Raw genomic sequence first — 20,021 nt, 5'->3', positions numbered from 1 at the left:
GTAACTCAAGCGTTTTGCGCTTGCAGGAAGATCGAAAACAGCTCGGATTGCGATTTGATGCCGAGCTTGCTGTACATGTGCTTTTTATGGACGCGCACGGTCTCCGCAGAAATAGCGAGCTTGCGGGCGATTTCCTTGCTCGAACAGCCGCTGAGCATCAGTCGGCCCACGTCCAGCTCCCGCGCGGTCAATTGCGCGCCACGGCTGTGCTGAGCCGATGCTTCCAGCTGTTTGCGCCAGTTGCTCATTGGCAACGGCGTGTCGAGTTGGTCCGCATCGCTCGCCGCCGCTTCCAGTTCAAACGGCAGACGCTGGCGTAACAATGCGATGACCCACGGCTGAATCATCGACAGCAGGGCAATCTGCTCGGCGCTGAATCGTTGGGTTGAGCCCAGGGACAGGCACAGGGTGCGGTCCTGATCGATCTGGCAATTGAACTGGATTTCATCGGCGACGACGTTCAGCCGAAAGTAGCGCTGGTAATACTCCGTGAGTTCGAAGTGCTCGGGTGCGACTTCGGCAAGGCGGAACAGGCCGCTTTGCGAGCGCTCGCGGCTGGCGACATAGAAGGGGTCGAGCAGGTACAGGCCTTTGAGGTAATCCTGAAACAGTTGGTCGGGGCTTCCGTCTTCAGCCGGGCTCTCGGCGAACACCTGCGGGCGCTGCCCGGAGCTGAATTGCAACGCGACCCAGCTATCGAAACTGACGTACTGATCAAGCAGCCGCACCAGTTGGGCCCAGAAATTGGGGCGGTCCAGCGCTTCAATCAACTGTCCGACCGAGCGATGCCAGGCCATGTCCTGAAGTGCGATTGTCATTCTCTACCCCTATTGGGTTACTACAGCTGCGTAATTCCCCGTAACACGTGCTGATGCGCATACTGCCCGCAGAGCCAATCATCAGGCCAGCATTTTGTGCCCGACCGGCCCGCGACCTTATAAGGAGAACCCATGAAGGTGGAACTCGCCCAATTGACGGGCCAGGACAACGACATCGTCCACAATCTCAAGCGCGCGCTGAATGCCATTGCGGGATGCGCTGACGACACTGCGCTGATCGTGTTCCCGGAAACGCACCTGATGGGCTTCCCCTCCAGCGAGACCGTCGCCCGGGTTTCCGAAGCGCTGGACGGCCCCAGTGTCAGCGCCATTCGTGAAGCGGCGCGGGCGCGCGGTGTCTCTGTCGTGATCGGCATGGCCGAAAATGACAACGGCGCGTTCTTCAACACCACGTTGCTCATTACCCCCGAAGGCATCGCCCTGCGTTACCGCAAAACGCATTTGTGGGCTTCCGATCGCGGCGTGTTCAGCGCGGGCGATCGATACGCCACCTGCCAGTGGAACGGGCTGCGGGTCGGCCTGTTGATCTGCTACGACATCGAGTTCCCGGAGTCGGCCCGCGCGCTGGCCCAACTCGGCGTTGATCTGATCATCGTCACCAACGGCAACATGGACCCCTACGGTCCGACCCACCGCACCGCGATCATGGCCCGGGCTCAGGAAAATCAGGCGTTCGCGCTCATGGTCAATCGGGTTGGCGAAGGCGAGGGCGGGCTGGTATTCGCCGGCGGCAGCGCACTGGTTGACCCGTTCGGGACTTTGTTGCACGAGGCTGGTCGGGAAGACACGCAACTCACCGTCGAACTCGATCTTCGGCAGCTACAGGCTGCGCGTCGCGATTACCGCTACCTGGATGACCAGCGCCTGCGGCTGCCGGGCGAGGTCATTGAACATGCCGACGGCGTGCGCGAGCTGATGATTCCCTGAAGCGTCAGAAGAGACATCCATAACAAGCCTCATAAGAAGAATGAACCCTCACTGTCGCGTTGAGCGCGGCAGTGGATGCACACCCTCCAACTAAAAATACGCCTTTGTTCTGCCGCACTTTTCTCTGCCATAAAACCTATAAATTTCGGAGTAGTCGCTCATGGCTCGTTTGCAACGCACCCTTTCATTAGGGTCGGTGGTGCTGTTCGGCATCGCCTACATGACCCCCATCATTGTGCTCGGCACCTTTGGCATCCTCGCGCAAACCACCGGCGGGATGGTCCCCGCGTCCTATCTTGCGGCACTGGTTGCCATGTTTTTCACGGCCATGAGTTACGGCCGCATGGCGGCTGCGTTTCCGGTGGCCGGTTCTGCCTACAGTTACGTGCGCAAAGCCATCAGCCCCAAGCTGGGGTTTATTGCCGGCTGGGCGGTGCTGCTGGATTACCTGTTCTTGCCCATGGCGATCTGGCTGATCGGTGCCGCGTATCTGGGCTCTGCGTTCCCGTCTGTGCCACAGCCGGTGTGGGTGCTGACGTTCATCGTCGTGACCAGCCTGATCAACATCGTCGGCCTCAAGCTCGCCAATACCATCAACGCCCTGCTGATGATCGTGCAGTTCCTGGTGCTCGCCGCCTTCGTGGCGCTGTGCATTCATTACATCGGCGGCGACGCCAGCAAACCGTTGTGGACACTGTCGCCCTTCCTGAACGGTGACATGCAGATGCCGTTGATCATGAGCGGAGCGGCGATTGCCTGTTATTCCTTTCTGGGCTTCGACGCCGTCAGCACCCTGACTGAAGAAACCCGTGATCCGCGCCGCACCATCCCTCGGGCGATCATGCTGATTACGCTGATCGGCGGATTGATCTTTGTCGGCGTGTCGTACTTCGTGCAGCTTGCCCATCCCTCCGCGCAGTTCGAGAACGTTGACTCGGCCGCTTATGAAATTGCGCGCAACATCGGCGGCGACGTGTTCGTGACGATCTTCCTCATTGGCCTCATCGTCGGGCAGTTCGCATCAGGGCTTTCTGCCCAGGCCAGCGGCTCGCGCCTGCTCTATGCAATGGGCCGCGACGGCGTGTTGCCCAAGTCGTTCTTTGCCAGCCTGAGCGAACGGTTCGGTACGCCGGTCAACAGCATTCTGCTGTGCGCGGTGGTGGCGTTGCTGGCGCTGAAACTGGACGTCACCACGTCCACCTCGTTCATCAACTTTGGTGCGTTTCTGGCGTTCAGTCTGGTCAACCTGTCGGTCATTTTTCACTACTGGATTGCAGGCGAGAAACGCGGGCTCCGCGAGCTGATGCTGTTTCTGATCTGCCCATTGATTGGTCTGATTGCCGATTTGTGGCTGATGATCAGCCTGGACAAGCTGGCAATCATGCTGGGTCTGGCCTGGTTGGCCGTCGGCTGCGTGTACCTGGCGTGGCTGACTGGCGGGTTCCGTCGTCAGCCGCCGGAAATGGATTTTCAAGAAGCGGCATAGCGACTGGACGAGCCATGCAGGAGGGGCGCTATTCACAGGCGCCCCTTTTTTTGCGCGCAGATCCTGAACGCAACCGTGGATTATTGAGGTTCTGGCATCGGCATCGGCTTGAGGTCCAGTGTCTCGCTGATCATGCGATAGATGTCTTCTTTGCCATCGTTGTTGCAGCAGCGGATTTCGTGAAGGACTTCGCGCTCTCTGGGAGACAGCGCGATGTAGTTCCACTCGCACGCCTGGCGCATGAACACGTCGTGGTCATTGACAGGCATGACGTCGTCGGCGGCCTCGTGCAGGGCCTCCACAACCGTGGTGAGCAGGTCGATGAGCTGCTCGGATTCAGGCTTGCCGTCGGTTGCCTGGACCAGACGCTGCAGATGATTCAACGCGCTGCGGGCGTCAATCAGCTTCATGTGTCCCGGGACGCTCATTTCGTATCGATCGATCAAGTGCATGGCACTACCTCCTGGTGTTGTTGTTCATTCCGTTCCCGTTGAGGACCGGGCTGGGGTCGTCAGAGGCGCGAACGTTAGCGGCAGGGGAGGCGGCGGAAAAGGCGAAAGTTGTAACCGTTACAAAATTGGTTCCGATTGAACTTCGTTGAATTGATACTGTATAACGTATTACATGATTGCTTACATTCTGGAGAAAGACGATGAAAGCCGACATCCATCCCGACTACCGTCAGGTGCTGTTCCACGACACCGCTGCCGATGTGTTTTTCCTGATCGGCTCTACGGTTGATACCGACCGCACGCATGCTCACACCGATGGCAACACCTATCCTTATGTTGCCCTCGACGTGTCCAGCGCGTCGCATCCCATGTACACCGGCCAACAGCGCAAGACCACCACCGAAGGCCGAATCGCGGGCTTCAACAAGCGCTTCGCGACCTTCGGTTCCGGCGCCAAGAAAGAGGAATGACAGCGGCACCTCCCGCGCTCCGGGCATCGCCAGTCGATCACCCGGGCGCGGGATTTTTTTTGCCCGTTTTTCCTGTATTCCGTCTCGCACGCCACCTTGGCACTGGACTATCGGGCCAAATTGCTTTTAGCTCTGCGACCTGAAATTCAGGAGCATCCCCCTTTGAAAAAGTCAGTCGCCATCGTTTTCGGTGGGCAATCCTCCGAGCATGAAGTGTCGTTGCAATCGGCGCGCAACGTGATCAACGCGATTGATCGCAATAACTTTTCCATCACCCTTATTGGCGTCGACAAGCAGGGCCATTGGCTGCGCTTCCACGAGCAGGATTACCTGCAGAACCCCACCGATCCGGCGCACATCAAACTCAGTGAATCCGGCCGTCTGCTTTCGCTGATGCCGGGCGCGAGCGGGCCGCAGTTCGTGGAAGTGCAGACCGGGCAGGAGGTGCCGCGCATCGACGTGGTGTTCCCGCTGATCCACGGCAGTTTCGGGGAAGACGGCTGTCTGCAGGGCATGTTGCGCCTGCTGGACATTCCGTTCGTGGGCCCGGATGTGCTGAGCTCGGCGGCCTGCATGGACAAGGACGTGACCAAACGGCTGCTGCGCGATGCGGGTATTTCGGTCGCGCCGTTCGTGGTCCTTCACCGTGGCGAGACGGTGGATTTTGTCAGCGTCTCCGCCCAACTGGGCCTGCCGCTTTTCGTCAAACCTGCGTGCCAGGGATCGTCGGTCGGCGTGAGCAAAGTCACTGACGAAGCCGGTTACGCCGCCGCCCTGAAACTGGCTTTCGACTACGACAACAAGGTGCTGATCGAGCAGGGCATCGTCGGTCGTGAGGTGGAATGCGCCGTGCTGGGCAACCACGAGCCGAAGGTCAGTGTGTGCGGTGAGGTCGTGGCCAATGACGCGTTTTATGCGTATGACACCAAGTACCTGAATGACGGTCAGGCGCGCATCGCCATCCCCGCGCAGTTGCCCGAAGACATGAGCGAGGCCGTGCGTGAAGTGGCGCTGCAGGCCTATCGCGTGCTGGGCTGCGCCGGTTTGGCGCGGGTGGATTTCTTTGTTACCGAGGCACGGGAAATCATCATCAACGAGGTCAACACGCTTCCCGGTTTCACCTCCATCAGCATGTACCCGAAACTTTGGCAGGCCAGCGGATTGAGCTACGCCGAGCTGATCGACCGGTTGATCGCCCTGGCGCTGGAACGTGCTGAAGAAACCCGCGCGCTGAAGACCGAGGTGGTGCTGTGACGGTGAAAACGCTCCGTATTGCCGCCGCGCTGCTGACCCGAGCCGATGGCAAGACATTGCTGGTGCGCAAGCTCGGGACCGAAGCGTTCATGCAGCCGGGCGGCAAGATCGACGCAGGTGAGTCGGCGCTCGATGCGCTGGCCCGCGAGCTGAACGAGGAACTGGGGCTGGTCATCGCGCCTGAACACGCGCGATTTTTGGGTGAGTTTTCGGCGGTGGCGGCGAATGAGCCGGGCTTCGAAGTGAACTGCCAGCTGTATGGCGTTCAGGTTGAGGACCCGGTCAATCCCGCGGCCGAGATCGAGGAAGCGATCTGGGTCGACGGCGGGAATATCGACCAGTTGCACCTCGCGCCGCTGACCCGGGATTCGATATTGCCGTTGTACCGGAGCATGGCGACGCCCTGAGTTCGACACCATCAACTGTAAGAGCGCGCTTGCCCGCGAATGGACGTATCAGGCCATGAAGGTGGGTTGTACATGACCCTTTTCGCGGGCAAGCGCGCTCCTGCAATTTACCTATTGCACGGCCATTAACGAACCGCGCTCACCCCGTCCAAAGTCGAAAACGACGTGTCCTTTGCCGTCAGCAGGAAGTCACGCATGTAGGGCGCGTCCAGCATGTCTGCGCGAATCGCCGCGTACAGCGTGGCGAACAATCCTTTTTCCCCGAGCCGCTTGCCCTTCACGTACCCGCGTGAGCTGTATTCATGCAGCGCCCAGTGCGGCATCCCACATACGCCGCGGCCGCTGGCGACCAGTTGCATCATCATCACCGTCAGCTCGGACGTGCGCACCTGCGCCGGTTCGATGTCGGCCGGCTCGAGAAAGCGCGTGAAAATGTCCAGGCGGTCGCGCTCGACGGGGTAGGTGATGAGGGTTTCATTGATCAGATCTTCCGGCACCACATAAGGCCTGGCCGCCAGCGGATGCTGATTGGCGACCGCGAGCATCGCCTCGTAGGTAAACAACGGCACATAGGTAATGCCTGCCAGTTCCAGCGGGTCCGAGGTCACCACCAGATCCAGATCGCCGCGGGCCAGGGCGGGCAGGGGCGCGAAAGCGAAGCCCGACGCCAGATCAAGTTCCACCTCCGGCCACGCATCGCGGAACTGATCGATCGTCGGCATCAGCCACTGAAAGCAGCTGTGGCATTCGATGGCCATGTGCAGGCGCCCGGCGACACCGCCGGCGAGCCGCGAGATATCCCGCTCGGCATGGCGCAGCTGCGGCAGCACCGAGTCGGCCAGTTGCAGCAGTCGCAAGCCCGCGCTGGTGAACCGCACCGGTTTGGTCTTGCGCACGAACAGCGGCATGCCCATACGTTCTTCCAGCTCCTTGAACTGGTGCGACAGCGCCGACTGCGTCAGATGCAGACGGTCAGCGGCGTCGACGAGGCTGTCTGCTTCGCGTAATGCATGCAGGGTTTTCAGGTGGCGAATTTCCAGCACCGATGGCGCTCCATGAGTAAATTTTGTGATCAACACGAATTTAATGAGTTTGTCTCATGTAAGGGGAAGTGTCGACAATGGCGCCATCTTTTGAAGGGAGCAGTCAGCATGGGCCTGGTCAACAACTCGGATTTTCCTCACATCGGCGTGGCCAGCGGCTTCCGGCACATACTCGAAGCCCTTGGGAACGGCGTTGATGTGGATTCAGTGCCAACGTTCACCCCGGATCAGCGCTTCAACCTGAGCTGGGCGGCGCTGTTCGATGAGGTCGACCAGGCCCGCGCCGTCGGCAACACCCTCCGGCCGGAGATCATCGGCCCGTTGACGTACCTCTGGCTGGGGCAAGCTGAGGGTGAGGGCTTCGACAAGCTTGAGCTGCTCGACCGTCTGCTGCCGGTTTATGGTGAAATCCTCGGGCGACTGGCGGGCAAGGGCGTCGAGTGGGTGCAGATCGACGAGCCGATTCTGACCCAAGACCTGCCGCAGGACTGGAAGAACGCCTTCGAGCGCGCTTACCACGCCCTGCAATATTCGCCGCTTAAAAAGCTGCTCGCGGTCTCCTGCGGAGGGCTTGGGCTGGGCAGCAACCTTGGCCTTGCGGTGTGTTTGCCCGTGCAAGGCCTGCATGTGGATGTGCTGAGCGCGCCGGAGCAAATGCCCTTGGTGCTGGACCGCCTGCCGATTTATAAGGTGCTGTCACTGGGTGTCGCTGGCGAACTTGATCCCGCTGGTGCTGACGGTGAAGCCGCGCTAGAGGTGGTGAAGGAAGCTCGACTGCGCTTCGCCGATAACCTGTGGGTCGCAGGTTCAATCAGCACGCCGACACCAGCTGCAGCAGCGTGAATACACGTCGAAATGACCGTTTTGCTACCGCTCAGCCCTCTTCATCAAACTGTCACGCAACTGTGGCAGCGCGCTTGAGCAAACTTCATCAGACTCGCGGCCTACTGGGGTTCTGTGTGTCGGTGTTTTTCCATGCGGGTTTTACTTTTTCTGGCTGCGCTCTTGTGCAGCCTGCCGTCTTTTGCGGCCTCTCGATGCGATGTTGATGTTCCCACGCAGGTGGTCGAACTCGATGATGTGCACCTGGCGTATCAGAGCATCGGGCGTGATTCCGATCCGGCACTGTTGTTGGTCATGGGCCTCGGTGGACAGCTGATTCACTGGCCGGATGAAGTGGTCGTTGCCCTGTGCCAGCAGGGCTTTCGCGTGATTCGCTATGACAACCGGGATGTCGGATTGTCGACCTGGGTCCAGGCGCCGCCGAGCCCCAACCTGACCTATGAAGTGCTGCGCTACAAAATCGGCCTGCCGGTGTCGGCGCCGTATTCGCTGACCGATATGGCTCAGGATGCGCTGGGCCTGATGGACGCGCTGCACGTTCAGCAATTCCATGTGCTGGGGGCAAGCATGGGCGGCATGATTGCGCAGCATCTGGCAGACATGGCGCCCAAGCGCGTGGAGAGCCTCACGCTGATCATGACCAGCTCCGGCGCGCCCGGGCTGCCGATGCCAAGCCCGGCGTTGTTGCAACTGCTGGCGCGTCGCGGCGCGCCGGACCGGCAGACCGCCCTTGAGCAGCAGGCCGATTTGCTGGCGGCGCTGGGCAGTCCGGAGGTTAAGGATGATCGGCAGATGCTGCTGCATCAGGCGGCGGTTTCCTACGACCGGGCGTTTAATCCTGAAGGCGTTAAGCGTCAGATTCTGGCGATCCTGTCCGAACCCAGCCGCGTGGAGCTGTTGAATCGTCTGCGCGTGCCGACGCTGGTTGTTCACGGCACCGCCGATCCGCTGTTGCCGGTGATGCACGGGATTCATGTGGCAGCACACATCCAGGGCAGTCAACTGAAGCTCATTCCTGGCCTGGCCCACCGTTTTCAGGAAGCCTTCAAAGCCCCGCTGCTGGCGGCTGTATTGCCGTATTTGCGCGAGCATCGCGAGGACGCTTCCCACGTCGCGCAGCTCTAATGCGGCTGCGAGGTTGACCCGCCCACTGAGGACGGGCGCGCGGGTGTAGGGTTTGAGGGACGTCGTGATCGGCGTATCGTGCAGCTTTTCCTCTCTTGCACGAGGCTGCCATGAGCACTCCGCTGAAAATCGACTTCATCTCCGACGTGTCCTGCCCCTGGTGCATTGTCGGCCTGCGCGCCCTGGACCAGGCGCTCGAGCATCTGGGCGATGAGGTTCAAGCCGACATCCACTTCCAGCCATTCGAACTCAACCCGCAGATGCCGCCGGAAGGTCAGGACATTTTCGAGCACATCGCCGAAAAGTACGGCTCGACGCCCGAACAATTCCAGGCCAATGCCGAGAACATCCGTGAGCGCGGCGCTGAACTCGGGTTCGTCTTCAAGCAGGGCGAGCGCCGCATCTTCAACACCTTCGACGCCCATCGACTGCTGCACTGGGCAGCGCTGGAAGGCAAGCAACACGCACTGAAAGAAGCGCTGTTCACAGCGTATTTCAGCCAGCACGCCAACGTATCCAGCCACCAGGTGCTGGCGGATGTTGCGCAGAAAGTGGGCCTGGACCGGGTGCGCGCCGAGGCCGTGCTGGGCAGCGACCAGTACGCCAGCGAAGTTCGCGCACTGGAACAATTGTGGGTGTCGCGGGGCGTGAGTTCGGTGCCGACGATCGTCTTCAATGACCAGTACGCCGTTTCCGGTGGGCAACCTGTCGACGTGTTCGTCAGCGCCATTCGTCAGATCGTGGGCGATGAATCGAGTGTGGTTAACCCGGTCGACTAAAGCGTGTAATCGACCCTGACGGGTAGCGTGCGATTGAGTATCCGGGGCTCTTCACCTTTGGGAGCCCCCTATCGAGCCCGGTGTTGCCCGTCATCTGCTGTTACGCATCGTCCATTGCATTTCAAAAAACACTTGCTCCTCCCAGCCACTTTCGGATATCAATTTGTACATGATTAGACAGGTTCGATTCGATAAGAAAAAACGTGTGGTGGATGAGCTGGCCCGACGCATCGAGACCGGCCAGATGGGCTCGGGCGAATTGCTGCCCGGCGAGAATCTGCTCGCACAGGAATTCAATGTCAGCCGTGGCACGCTGCGCGAGGCGCTGTCCGAGCTCAAGCGACGTAACTACATCGCCACGCAAACCGGCGTGGGCTCGATTGTGACTTACGACGGCATCTCGCTGGATCAGCGTGCAGGGTGGGCGCAGGCCCTGGCCGACACGGGCGCCAAGGTCAGCACCGAGATTCTGCGTCTGGTGGCGGTGCAACGGGGTGATCTGGCGAGCCGGTTTGGCACGGCCGAATTCATCGCGCTGGATCGTCGTCGAACCGCCGGGGATGGCAGCGTCGTGTCTCTGGAACGCGTGCTGATTCCGGCCTGCGACGGCCTGGAAAATCTGCCCCGCGACGGGCTGATTGAAGATTCGCTGACAGTCACGCTGGCCGCCCACGGCTATGTCGGTGATCGCGGCGATCAGTGGATCGGCGCCGAGCCCCTGAGCAACGACGACGCGGCACTGATGTTGCGGGAGCCGGGCTCAGTGTTTCTCAAGGCGACGCGTACCACGTTTGATCGCCGCGAACGTTTCATGGAGCACGTGGAGAGTCTTCTGGACCCCGTGCATTTTCGTCTGCATCTGGCTTTTGGATCGTCTACATGACCGCATTGATCGATACGCGCGACCGAGGCCTCGGCGCTTTCTGCGGACTGGCGCTGGGCGACGCGCTGGGTATGCCCACGCAGTCCCTCAGTCGCGAGCAGATCAGGCAGCGATTCGGCCGCATCACTACGTTGCAGGCCGCCGGTGCCGATCAGCCGATTGCGCCGAGCATGCCCGCCGGGTCGATCACCGATGACACCGAACAGGCGGTTCTGGTGGCCGAATTGCTGGTGGCCGGAGGCGGGCGCATTGAACCCTCGGATCTGGCGCAGAGCCTGATCGACTGGGAAGCGGTGATGCAGGCCAAGGGTTCGCAAGACCTGCTGGGTCCCTCGACCAAACGCGCTATCGAGATGATTCTGGCCGGGCACAGTCCTGAAGAAGCCGGGCGTTTTGGCACCACCAACGGCGCCGCCATGCGCATTACGCCGGTCGGCATTGCCTTCGATGTGCGCGAAGAAGCGCGCTTCATCGAGGCGGTCAAGCAGGCCTGCCAGGTCACCCATAACACCAATCTCGGCATCTCCAGCGCGGCGGCGGTGGCGGCGGTTGTCTCGGCGGGCATCAGCGGTGCCAGTCTGGGTGAAGCCCTCGACGTCGGCGCGCGCATCGCCCAGGAGGCCGAGCGCTGCGGCTACTGGATCGCCGGGGGCCGCATTGCCGCCCGAATCCGTTGGGCTAAACAGCTGTGCGCCGAATGCGGTAATGAACAACTGCCCGAATTGATTTATGACGTGATCGGCACGTCCGTCGCGTCCCAGGAATCGGTCGTCGCCGCGTTCGCCTTGGCGCATCAAGTGGCTCGCGGGCAGTTGTCGGCAATGGATGCGCTGTGCATGGCCGCCAGCCTGGGCGGCGACACCGATACCATCGCCGCCATTCTCGGGGCGATGCTCGGTGCCTGTGAAGGCATGGGCGCCTGGCCAGGGTCGCTGATCAACCAGATCCAGACCGTCAACGGACTCGACCTTTATCCCGTGGTCGAGCAGTTGCTGTCCCTGCGCGGGGTCTGACCCGACCGACGCCAGCCCGTATAAAGAACAAGACCTACCTCGCGGCTCTATGCAGCGGCGAGTCAGGGTTTTTGCAGCCTGCAAAAGCCCACGCTGACACGGACGTCGTTTGCTTTGCGCACTGCCCACAACCAGAACAAATGGCACAGGAGCATTCACATGACGTCATCCAACGCCGCTCAAGGCGCAGGTCAGCTTGAAACACGCGGTATCGAACCGGTTCCGGAAAACGAATGCAATGGCCACCCGTTGCAGCTGTTCTGGGTGTGGTTCGCGGCCAACATCAGCATCCTCGGTCTGCCGCTGGGGGCGACGCTCGTGGCCTTTCGCGGGCTGTCTATCTGGCAGGCGATCATCGTGGCGATTCTCGGCGCCGCCGGTTCGTTTGCGGTGGTCGGGGTCATCTCCATCGCGGGCCGGCGGGGCAGGGCGCCCAGTCTTACGCTGTCGCGGGCGATTTTCGGAATGCGCGGGAATATCGGTCCGACCATCGTTTCGCTGATGTCGCGTCTGGGCTGGGAAACCGTGAACACCACGACCGCCGCTTTCGTGCTGCTGTCGCTGTGCTCGATCCTCTTCGCCACGCCGGTAGAAGCCAAGAGTGCGCCGGGCCTGACCCTCGTATTCATCGCCATTTTCGTGCTGATGACGCTGACCGTTTCCGGCCTCGGCCACGCCACCTTGCTGGTCATCCAGAAATGGGCGACGTATATCTTCGGTGCGTTGAATGTCATCGTCGGCGGGTTCCTGATCGCGCACATCGACTGGGCCGCTGTATTCAACGCCGCGCCTGCACCGGTGAGCGCGATGATCATCGGCATCGGCACCATGGCGGCGGGCACGGGCATCGGCTGGGCCAACGCGGGCGCCGACATGTCGCGCTATCAGCATCGCAGCGTCAAGGCCACGCGGCTGGTGGCGTCGGCCGCTTTCGGCGCGGGCATCCCGCTGGTGTTGCTGATCACCCTGGGCGGGCTGCTGTCGGTGGGCAATGACCACCTGGCGTCGGCCACCGATCCGATCATCGCGATCCGCGAACTGCTGCCGACCTGGATGGCGGTGCCGTACCTGATCACGGCGTTTGGCGGGCTGCTGCTCTCCAACAATCTGTCGGTGTACTCGGCAGGCCTGACCACGCTGACGCTGGGCCTGAAGATCAAGCGCGTGCACGCAGTGATTGTCGACATCGTGGCGATCTTCGCCGGTTCGATTTACTTCATGCTGATCGCCGACAGTTTTTACGGCCCGTTCATTACCTTCATTTCGATGCTCGCCGTGCCCATCACCGCGTGGGTCGGGATCTTCATCGTCGACCTGATGCATCGCCACTACTATTCCCCCACTGATTTGATGGACGTTTCGCCGCGCAGCGCCTATTGGTACCGCGGCGGCATCGAGTGGCGTGCGCTGGGTGCGTGGGCCTTGGCCATCGTGCTTGGGTACAGTTTCACCACTGTCGCGACCACGCCGGAGAACGTGATATTCAAAGGTTTGCTGTCGGACTCATGGTTCGGCCATAACGGACTGGGCTGGATCGTCACCTTCGTGGTGGCGGGCGGTCTGTATGCTTTGCTTGGCGGCGCCCGAGACCGTCGCGTTGTCGCCGAAGAGGTCGTTCATGCCCGCTAGATTGCTCTACACCGGCCAGGTCGTGGTCGATCTGGTCATGGCCCTCGACGCCTTGCCGCGCTCCGGCGGCGACGTGCTCGCCCGCTCGGCGGCGTTCGAAACCGGCGGGGGATTTAACGTGATGGCTGCCGCACGACGCAGTGGCATGCCAACGGTGTATCTCGGTCGCCACGGCACGGGTCGTTTTGGCGATCTGGCACGTCAGGCCATGGCGGCCGAAGGCATCGATATCGCGGCTGCGGCTTCGACGGGTCAGGACACTGGCCTGTCGGTGGCGCTCATCGAGCCTTCGGCCGAGCGCTCGTTCATTTCCTATGTGGGTGCCGAGGGCGGTTTGTCGGCTGAAGATCTGCGTGGTGTCGATGTGCAGCCTGAGGATTACGTGTTCGTCAGCGGCTACAGCTTGCTGCACGAAGGCAAGGTCGCGACGCTCTTGGACTGGCTCGCGCAGCTGCCGGCAGGGGCGGGCGTGGTGTTCGATCCGGGGCCGCTGGTGGATTCGCTGGAGGCGCCCGGGATGCAGGTGGTTTTGTCGTTGATCACGCTGTGGACAAGCAATGCCGAAGAGGCGCTGCGCTTCACCGGGTGCGAGACGATCGATGCGGCCCTCGCCATGCTGGCGCGCTGGCTGCGCAACGATGCCCTGATGGTGGTGCGCGACGGACCAAATGGTTGCTGGATGCGTCAGGGCTCCGAGACCCGACACGTGCGCGGCTTCCCGGTCACGGCCATCGACACCAACGGCGCCGGCGATGCCCATGCAGGCGTATTGCTTGCTGGGCTGGCGTCAGGGCTGTCAGCTCCGGAGGCGGCATTGCGCGCCAATGCAGCGGCGGCCATCGCTGTTACCCGTTGGGGCCCGGCGACTGCGCCGACGGCGGCGGAGGTGGATGAGCTGGTTGGCAGCAGCGAATTTCCCGCGACACCTTGATAATCCCCCGCCATTGCACGACCTGTAGGAGCGTGGCTTGTCCCGCGATCTGGCGCTAAGCGGCAGCCAATCCGTTGACTGCGGTTGCTCAGGAAGGACCGAGTCGTCCGGTTTTACGACCGCTGCGCAGCCGATCGCGGGACAAGCCACGCTCCTACGGTCTGCGGCCAGAATCGACAAGGGAGATATTGCTCACCCCAACCCGTACTTCTTCACCTTGTCGAACAACGTGGTTTTAGCCATGCCCAGTTCCTGGCTGGCCTGGCTGAGATTCCCGCCGCTGCGCTGCAACGCCTCGCCCAGCAGGTTCTTCTCGAACGCCTCCACGGCTTCGGCGAAATCCAGGCTTGGAGTGGCGACTTGCGCACCGGCTGTCTTGAACGCCGGCAGTCCCAGCGCGTAACGCTCGGCGACGTTGCGCAGCTCGCGCACATTGCCGGGCCAGTCGTGGGCCAGCAGCGCCGAGCGGGTCTGTGCATCCAGCTGCGGCGCTTCACGGTCGAAGCGCAGCGACGACTGCTGCAGAAAATGTTCGAACAACTGCAGGATGTCTTCGCGACGCTCGCGCAAGGGCGGCAGTTCGAGGGTCACCACGTTCAGCCGGTAATACAGGTCGCTGCGAAACTGGCCCGCTTTGCTCAGCGCATTAAGCTCCGACTTGGTCGCCGCAATCACCCGGCAATCCACCGCCACGCTTTGATTTGAACCCAGTCGCTCCAGCGTGCGCTCCTGCAATACCCGCAGCAGTTTGATCTGCAGGTTGATCGGCATGCTTTCCACTTCATCGAGAAACAGCGTGCCGTTGTGAGCGTGTTCGATCTTGCCGATGCGGCGTTTGCCGGCGCCGGTGAAGGCGTTGGCCTCATGACCGAAGATTTCGCTCTCGAACAGGCTTTCCGGCAGGCCGCCGCAGTTCAATGCAACGAACTGATGGTCATGGCGGCGGCTGAAGTCATGCAGGCAGCGGGCGACGAGTTCCTTGCCGGTGCCCGTTTCGCCTTCGATCAGCACGTTGGCCGAGGTGTCCGCGACGTTTGCAATCAGCGCGCGCAGGTTCTGCATCGCCTGGGAACGGCCAATGATCTTGCCTTCCAGCGAGTCGCGTTCGGCCAGTTGCCGACGCAGCGACCAGACTTCCCGCGCCAGCCCGCGTTGTTCCAGGGCGCGGCGGGCGGCGTCGACCAACCGCTCGGGGGAGAAGGGCTTCTCCATGAAATCGTACGCACCATCGCGCATCGCACCGACCGCCATCGACACGTCGCCGTGACCGGTAATCAGCACCACGGGCAGTGTTCGATCGCGTTCTTTCAGGCGCTTGAGCAGCTCAAGCCCGTCGATGCCCGGCAGGCGAATATCACTGATGACGATGCCGGCGAAGTTCTCACTGACCAACGCCAGCGCTTCTTCGGCACTGCCCACGCCCTGGCTGTGAATGTCTTCCAGCGCCAGCGCCTGTTGGCAGCCGAGCAGGACATGCGGGTCGTCTTCGACGATGAGGACCGTCAGATCAGTGTTCATGGTTTATTCCAGTACGACAGCGTTGCGTTCATCGCGAGTGGTTCCCGTGGCCGAAGTGCGCAGTCCTGTAGGCGCGCACTTGCCCGCGAAAGCGGTGTGTCAGGTTTGAACAAGGTAACTGCCCCACTGCTTTTTCGAGCAAGCGGGTTGCCACAGTGGCCGGCGGAGCGTTGATCACTCATACATCCGCCGCCCGGCGATCAACCAGAGGCAACACCAGCACGAACATCGTGCCGCCCTCGGCCGGGTCTTCAGCGTTGAGCGTGCCGCCTGCCGCCGTGGCAAGGCTGGCGGACAGCGTCAGGCCGAGCCCGAGGCCCTGCTCACCGGGCTTGGTGGTGAAGAAAGGTTCGAACAAATGCTTGCGCGCTTCGGCGTCGATGCCGTGGCCGTTATCCCGCACGCGCAACCGATAGCGGCCCTCGACCACGTCACCTTCCAGCCACAGAATCGGCAACGGCTGCGCTTGCATGGCGTCCAGCGCGTTGCCGATCAGGTTGACCAGAATCTGCTCAAGCCGGGTCTGGTCGATCGCCAACTCGACATCGTCGATCTGTTGATGCAGCTCCAGCGACGCACTGTCCAGACGCGCCGCGAGCAACTGAAGCGCAGCCTCGACTGCCTTGCTCAGGGACGCCTGACCTTTGTCTTCTCCGCGCCGGGCGAAGGCGCGCAGGCTGGCAGTGATGCGGCCCATGCGATCCACCAGATCGTTGATGGTGCGCAGGTTCGCACTCGCCGTGTCCAGCGCGCCCCGTTCGAGGAACCGAACGGTGTTGCCTGACAACGTGCGTAGCGCGGCGAGGGGCTGATTCAGCTCATGGGCGATGCTGGTAGACATCTGGCCGATGGCCGCGAGTTTGCCGGCCTGGATCAATTCATCCTGCGCCTGGCGCAGGGTTTCTTCGGCCTGGCGACGTTCACGAATCTGGCCCTTCAGGCGTTCGTTGCTGGCGCGCAGGTCGGCGGTGCGGTCGGTGATGCGCCGTTCGAGTTCGTTGTTCGCCTGCTCCAGCGCCTCACGTGCGGCGAGGCGCGTGGAAATCACCTTGCGCCGCTCGTTCCAGGCAATCAGCAGAAACGCCACCAGCGCGCAGGCAACGGCGACCAGCATTCCCTGATTGGCGGCTTCCCGGCGCAGGTCTTCCAGCGGCGTCAACAGGGTCAGGTGCCAGGGCGTGTCAGCCAGTTCGCGGGTCTGTGCCAGATAACTCACCACCGTGTGCTCATGGTCGACGCTGGTGTTGGCGGGAAAGGTCAGCTTCTCGACCCCGTCGGCGATCGATTCACGTTCCAGCGGTACCAGTTCGTTGAGCGGCCACCAGTAATATTGCAGGCTGCGCGCCAGCCGCTCCTTGATCTCGGCGGTCAGCGGGCGGACTGATTTCAGCCGTCGCGCCGGGTCGCTGGACAGGATGATGATGCCGTTCTCGTCGCTGACAAATGCCTCCAGGCGCGCGCGCTGCCAGCGTTCTTCAAGCGCTTCAAGCCGGACTTTGATCACCGCGACGCCGATGATCTTGCCTTTCTCTTCCAGCCCGTGGGCCAGGTAATAACCCGGTTCGCCGGTGGTGCTGCCAATGCCGTAGAAGCGGCCCGGCAGACCGCGAATCGCGTCCTGATAATAGGCGCGAAAGGACAGGTCTTCACCGAGGTAACTGTCGGCATCGCGCCAGTTGCTGGTCGCCAGCACCCGGCCGGTGGTGTCCAGCACATAGATGGCCCGACTGCGGCTGCGCCGGTTCAGGCCTTCGAGGTAATCATCGACCTTGGCGCGCAACTCCGCAGACGGATTGTTGAGCAGGTCGGAAACGTTGGATTCCAGCTCCAGCACGCTGGGCAGGTAGTTGTACTTGTTGATCTCGCTCTCGACGGTGCGCGCGTGCAGCTCCAGCTGACGCTGACCGTTTTCACCCAGCGCCTTGATGGCATTTTTCTCGCTGTACAAATACGTGACGTAACCCAGCGCAATCATCAGCAGGATGATCAGCGGCGGCACGAACAGATGACGAATCAGTCGGGGTTTCACGGCGAGTGATGGCGGCGCGGCGCGGTAGAGAGGGGGGTCGCATTTCATCACAGTCGTCCTGGACCGGCCAGCCGCCCGTTTCATCATTTTGATGAACGAGCGGCCGGTGGTTTTTGCGCCCTTGAAGGGCTAATGCTTTTAGTGCTGCAGGATTTTGTTGAGGAATTGCTGAGCCCGCTCGGAGCGCGCGTTGACGTCGCCGAAGAACTCTTCCTTCTCGCAGTCTTCGACGATCTGGCCCTTGTCCATGAAGATCACCCGATCCGCTACTTTGCGGGCAAAGCCCATTTCGTGGGTCACGCACATCATGGTCATGCCTTCATGGGCGAGCTGCACCATCACGTCGAGCACTTCGTTGACCATCTCCGGGTCGAGCGCGGAGGTCGGTTCGTCGAACAGCATCACCACCGGGTCCATCGCCAGCGCGCGGGCAATCGCCACACGCTGTTGCTGACCGCCCGACAGTTGCCCCGGGTGCTTGTGGGCATGGGCCGACAGGCCGACACGTTCGAGCAGTTGCAGGCCTTTTTTCGTGGCTTCTTCCTTGCTGCGGCCCAGCACCTTGATCTGCGCGATGGTCAGGTTTTCGGTGATGGTCAGGTGCGGAAACAGCTCGAAATGCTGGAACACCATGCCGACGCGCGAGCGCAGTTTCGGCAGATTGGTTTTCGGGTCAGCGATCGAGGTGCCATCGACCACGATGTCGCCTTTCTGAAACGGCTCCAGCGCGTTGACGCATTTGATCAGCGTAGACTTGCCCGAGCCCGACGGGCCGCAGACCACAATCACTTCGCCTTTTTTGACCTCAGTGCTGCAATCGGTCAGCACCTGGAAGTCCCCATACCACTTGTTGATATTTTTGATGGAAATCATACGGCTAACCTTTTTTGCATGAACTTGACCAGGCGCGACGCGGCGAAGCTGATCGTGAAGTACACCAGACCGGCGACAATCAGAAACTCGTTGGAGCGCCCGATGATGTCGCCGCTGGAGCGTGCCGAGTTGAGGAAGTCGACCAGACCGACCGTGTAGACCAGCGAGGTGTCCTGAAACAGGATGATGCTCTGCTGCAACAGCAGCGGGGTCATCTTGCGGAACGCCTGGGGCAGGATGATCAGGCGCATCATCTGGCCGTAGGTCATGCCAAGCGCTTGAGCAGCACCCATCTGGCCGCGGGAAATCGACTGCACGCCGGCCCGCACGATTTCACAGAAATAGGCCGCCTCGAACATCATGAACGCCACGACGCATGAGGTGAACGCGCCGATCGGCGTGTCTTCGCCAGTGATCCAGCGCAGCACGAACGGCACCGCCAGGTAGAACCAGGTGATGACCAGCAACAGCGGGATCGAGCGGAAGTAGTTGACGTAGGCGCCGGCAATACGTGACGCCAGTTTGTTGGACGACAACCGCATCAGCGCCAGAATCGTGCCGATGATGATGCCGCCTACAATGCCCATGACCATCAATTGCAGGGTCATGAGCATGCCGTTCCACATGCCCGGGATGGCGGGAATCACTCCAGAGAAGTCCATTATTTACCCCCCACGGAGATCAGGCCCGGCACTGCAACCTTCTTCTCGACCAGACGCATGAGCAGCATCAGGCTCATGTTCAGCGTGAAGTAGATCAGCGTTGCCAGGGTGAAGGCTTCGAACAGGTTCGCGGAAAACTCGGCGGTCTGTTTGGTTTGCGCGAGCAATTCCATCAGGCCGATCAGCGACGCCACGGACGAGTTCTTGAACACGTTGAGGAATTCTGAGGTAAGCGGCGGAATGATGATCCGGTACGCCTGCGGCAGCAGCACGTTCCAGTAGATCTGCGGCAGCTTGAAACCCATGGCGCGCGCCGCGGATTCCTGTCCCACCGGCAGCGCCTGAATACCGGTGCGCACCTGTTCGCAGACACGTGCGGCAGTGAACAGCCCCAGGCACACAACAACACTCAGGAACGCCGAAGTCGTCGGATTGAGGTCTTGCTTGTACCACTCCTGCAGGTTCTCAGGCAGCAGGTCCGGCACCAGGAAGTACCAGATAAACAGCTGCACCAGCAGTGGCACGTTACGGAAAATTTCCACGTAAATCGTGGCAATGGAAGAAACGATGCGGTTGGGCACCGTACGCATCACCCCGAGCACCGAGCCCAGGAGTAACGCAATGATCCAGGCCGCGACGGCAATGGCGATGGTCCAGCCCAGCCCGGTGATGTACCAGTCCAGATAGGTTTCGCTGCCGACGCCCGTGGACTTGAAGAACACGCCCCAGTCCCAGTTGTAGTTCATCAGGGTCTCCCCTCTTATCGATCGTTATGCACGCACGCGCCAGGTAGCGGCTTCCGGAAACGCAGGGCGTTTCCGGAAGACAGGCTTTTCACGTTTTCAGAATGGCAGAGCG

19 protein-coding genes and 1 pseudogene are annotated in these 20,021 nt (G+C 61.3%); 12 read left to right on the top strand and 8 right to left on the bottom strand.

Going from position 1 to position 20,021, the window contains the following annotated elements:
* Positions 1–5 precede the first annotated feature (5 nt).
* A complete protein-coding gene (locus L4G42_RS09945) occupies positions 6–818 on the bottom strand; it encodes a response regulator transcription factor (RefSeq protein ID WP_237259787.1) in 813 nt (270 codons plus the stop codon).
* 132 nt (positions 819–950) lie between these two features.
* Here L4G42_RS09945 and L4G42_RS09940 point away from each other — a divergent pair, with 132 nt between their 5' ends.
* Both L4G42_RS09940 and L4G42_RS09935 read left to right on the top strand, forming a co-directional pair.
* Entirely contained in the window at positions 951–1,766 is an 816-nt protein-coding gene (locus L4G42_RS09940) for a carbon-nitrogen hydrolase family protein (protein WP_237250364.1), read from the top strand.
* Between the two features lie 160 nt (positions 1,767–1,926).
* Entirely contained in the window at positions 1,927–3,252 is a 1,326-nt protein-coding gene (locus L4G42_RS09935; RefSeq protein ID WP_237250363.1) for an APC family permease, read from the top strand.
* Between the two features lie 80 nt (positions 3,253–3,332).
* On the opposite strand, the gene L4G42_RS09930 is transcribed toward L4G42_RS09935, so the two are convergent.
* Positions 3,333–3,704, bottom strand: a complete 372-nt coding sequence (locus L4G42_RS09930; protein WP_237250362.1) for a hypothetical protein — start codon at positions 3,702–3,704, stop codon at positions 3,333–3,335.
* Between the two features lie 200 nt (positions 3,705–3,904).
* Here L4G42_RS09930 and L4G42_RS09925 point away from each other — a divergent pair, with 200 nt between their 5' ends.
* The 3 genes from L4G42_RS09925 (at position 3,905) to L4G42_RS09915 (ending at position 5,835) form a co-directional block, all read left to right on the top strand.
* Positions 3,905–4,174 carry a type B 50S ribosomal protein L31 gene (locus L4G42_RS09925; RefSeq protein WP_237250361.1) on the top strand — a complete coding sequence of 90 codons (270 nt, stop codon included), beginning with the start codon at positions 3,905–3,907 and terminating at the stop codon, positions 4,172–4,174.
* 162 nt (positions 4,175–4,336) lie between these two features.
* Complete coding sequence (ddlA, locus tag L4G42_RS09920) at positions 4,337–5,428, top strand: D-alanine--D-alanine ligase (protein WP_237250360.1); 1,092 nt, start codon at positions 4,337–4,339, stop codon at positions 5,426–5,428.
* Between the two features lie 2 nt (positions 5,429–5,430).
* Positions 5,431–5,835: an NUDIX hydrolase gene (locus L4G42_RS09915; RefSeq protein WP_237250359.1), complete on the top strand. Its 405-nt coding sequence runs from the start codon at positions 5,431–5,433 to the stop codon at positions 5,833–5,835.
* 125 nt (positions 5,836–5,960) lie between these two features.
* Here the strand turns inward: L4G42_RS09915 and metR are convergent, their stop codons facing one another.
* Positions 5,961–6,878: a transcriptional regulator MetR gene (gene metR, locus L4G42_RS09910; protein WP_065992512.1), complete on the bottom strand. Its 918-nt coding sequence runs from the start codon at positions 6,876–6,878 to the stop codon at positions 5,961–5,963.
* 207 nt (positions 6,879–7,085) lie between these two features.
* Here metR and L4G42_RS09905 point away from each other — a divergent pair.
* The 7 genes and pseudogenes from L4G42_RS09905 to L4G42_RS09875 form a co-directional block, all read left to right on the top strand.
* A pseudogene (locus L4G42_RS09905) lies at positions 7,086–7,694 on the top strand (uroporphyrinogen decarboxylase/cobalamine-independent methonine synthase family protein); the annotation flags it as partial.
* Positions 7,695–7,853: 159 nt separating this feature from the next.
* The gene (locus L4G42_RS09900) at positions 7,854–8,846 is read left to right on the top strand and encodes an alpha/beta fold hydrolase (protein WP_237250358.1); all 993 of its coding nucleotides are present in this window, start codon (positions 7,854–7,856) and stop codon (positions 8,844–8,846) included.
* A 110-nt stretch (positions 8,847–8,956) separates the two neighbouring features.
* Positions 8,957–9,625: a DsbA family oxidoreductase gene (locus L4G42_RS09895; RefSeq protein ID WP_237250357.1), complete on the top strand. Its 669-nt coding sequence runs from the start codon at positions 8,957–8,959 to the stop codon at positions 9,623–9,625.
* Positions 9,626–9,794: 169 nt separating this feature from the next.
* On the top strand, positions 9,795–10,508 hold the full coding sequence (locus L4G42_RS09890; protein WP_237250356.1) for a GntR family transcriptional regulator: 714 nt from the start codon (positions 9,795–9,797) through the stop codon (positions 10,506–10,508).
* Positions 10,505–11,521: an ADP-ribosylglycohydrolase family protein gene (locus L4G42_RS09885; RefSeq protein ID WP_237259785.1), complete on the top strand. Its 1,017-nt coding sequence runs from the start codon at positions 10,505–10,507 to the stop codon at positions 11,519–11,521. The genes L4G42_RS09890 and L4G42_RS09885 overlap by 4 nt, the downstream gene beginning before the upstream one ends.
* A 159-nt stretch (positions 11,522–11,680) precedes the next feature.
* Positions 11,681–13,150 carry a purine-cytosine permease family protein gene (locus L4G42_RS09880; RefSeq protein ID WP_237250354.1) on the top strand — a complete coding sequence of 490 codons (1,470 nt, stop codon included), beginning with the start codon at positions 11,681–11,683 and terminating at the stop codon, positions 13,148–13,150.
* Positions 13,140–14,081 carry a PfkB family carbohydrate kinase gene (locus L4G42_RS09875; RefSeq protein ID WP_237259784.1) on the top strand — a complete coding sequence of 314 codons (942 nt, stop codon included), beginning with the start codon at positions 13,140–13,142 and terminating at the stop codon, positions 14,079–14,081. Before L4G42_RS09880 ends, L4G42_RS09875 begins: the two co-directional genes overlap by 11 nt.
* A 192-nt stretch (positions 14,082–14,273) precedes the next feature.
* Here L4G42_RS09875 and aauR read toward each other — a convergent pair whose 3' ends face one another.
* From aauR to L4G42_RS09850, 5 genes are all read right to left on the bottom strand, one after another.
* The gene (aauR, locus tag L4G42_RS09870) at positions 14,274–15,599 is read right to left on the bottom strand and encodes a two-component response regulator AauR (RefSeq protein ID WP_272904049.1); all 1,326 of its coding nucleotides are present in this window, start codon (positions 15,597–15,599) and stop codon (positions 14,274–14,276) included.
* A 178-nt stretch (positions 15,600–15,777) separates the two neighbouring features.
* A complete protein-coding gene (aauS, locus tag L4G42_RS09865; protein WP_237250350.1) occupies positions 15,778–17,676 on the bottom strand; it encodes a two-component sensor histidine kinase AauS in 1,899 nt (632 codons plus the stop codon).
* 90 nt (positions 17,677–17,766) lie between these two features.
* Entirely contained in the window at positions 17,767–18,501 is a 735-nt protein-coding gene (locus L4G42_RS09860) for an amino acid ABC transporter ATP-binding protein (protein WP_037012313.1), read from the bottom strand.
* Complete coding sequence (locus tag L4G42_RS09855; RefSeq protein ID WP_237250559.1) at positions 18,498–19,166, bottom strand: amino acid ABC transporter permease; 669 nt, start codon at positions 19,164–19,166, stop codon at positions 18,498–18,500. The genes L4G42_RS09860 and L4G42_RS09855 overlap by 4 nt, the downstream gene beginning before the upstream one ends.
* A complete protein-coding gene (locus L4G42_RS09850) occupies positions 19,163–19,909 on the bottom strand; it encodes an amino acid ABC transporter permease (RefSeq protein WP_237250349.1) in 747 nt (248 codons plus the stop codon). Before L4G42_RS09850 ends, L4G42_RS09855 begins: the two co-directional genes overlap by 4 nt.
* Between the last annotated feature and the right edge of the window lie 112 nt (positions 19,910–20,021).

The sequence above is a fragment of the Pseudomonas petrae genome, from assembly GCF_021728295.1.
Taxonomy (GTDB): domain Bacteria; phylum Pseudomonadota; class Gammaproteobacteria; order Pseudomonadales; family Pseudomonadaceae; genus Aquipseudomonas; species Aquipseudomonas petrae.
The sequence above is the reverse complement of the archived record's forward strand: the minus strand, read 5'-3'. Positions and strand labels throughout refer to the sequence as shown.

Coding starts and splice junctions, on each gene's coding strand:
- L4G42_RS09945 (WP_237259787.1), bottom strand. CDS start 818: ATGACAATCGCACTTCAGGACATGGCCTGGCATCGCTCGGTCGGACAG.
- L4G42_RS09940 (WP_237250364.1), top strand. CDS start 951: ATGAAGGTGGAACTCGCCCAATTGACGGGCCAGGACAACGACATCGTC.
- L4G42_RS09935 (WP_237250363.1), top strand. CDS start 1,927: ATGGCTCGTTTGCAACGCACCCTTTCATTAGGGTCGGTGGTGCTGTTC.
- L4G42_RS09930 (WP_237250362.1), bottom strand. CDS start 3,704: ATGCACTTGATCGATCGATACGAAATGAGCGTCCCGGGACACATGAAG.
- L4G42_RS09925 (WP_237250361.1), top strand. CDS start 3,905: ATGAAAGCCGACATCCATCCCGACTACCGTCAGGTGCTGTTCCACGAC.
- L4G42_RS09900 (WP_237250358.1), top strand. CDS start 7,854: ATGCGGGTTTTACTTTTTCTGGCTGCGCTCTTGTGCAGCCTGCCGTCT.
- L4G42_RS09895 (WP_237250357.1), top strand. CDS start 8,957: ATGAGCACTCCGCTGAAAATCGACTTCATCTCCGACGTGTCCTGCCCC.
- L4G42_RS09890 (WP_237250356.1), top strand. CDS start 9,795: ATGATTAGACAGGTTCGATTCGATAAGAAAAAACGTGTGGTGGATGAG.
- L4G42_RS09885 (WP_237259785.1), top strand. CDS start 10,505: ATGACCGCATTGATCGATACGCGCGACCGAGGCCTCGGCGCTTTCTGC.
- L4G42_RS09880 (WP_237250354.1), top strand. CDS start 11,681: ATGACGTCATCCAACGCCGCTCAAGGCGCAGGTCAGCTTGAAACACGC.
- L4G42_RS09875 (WP_237259784.1), top strand. CDS start 13,140: ATGCCCGCTAGATTGCTCTACACCGGCCAGGTCGTGGTCGATCTGGTC.
- aauR (WP_272904049.1), bottom strand. CDS start 15,599: ATGAACACTGATCTGACGGTCCTCATCGTCGAAGACGACCCGCATGTC.
- aauS (WP_237250350.1), bottom strand. CDS start 17,676: ATGAAATGCGACCCCCCTCTCTACCGCGCCGCGCCGCCATCACTCGCC.
- L4G42_RS09860 (WP_037012313.1), bottom strand. CDS start 18,501: ATGATTTCCATCAAAAATATCAACAAGTGGTATGGGGACTTCCAGGTG.
- L4G42_RS09850 (WP_237250349.1), bottom strand. CDS start 19,909: ATGAACTACAACTGGGACTGGGGCGTGTTCTTCAAGTCCACGGGCGTC.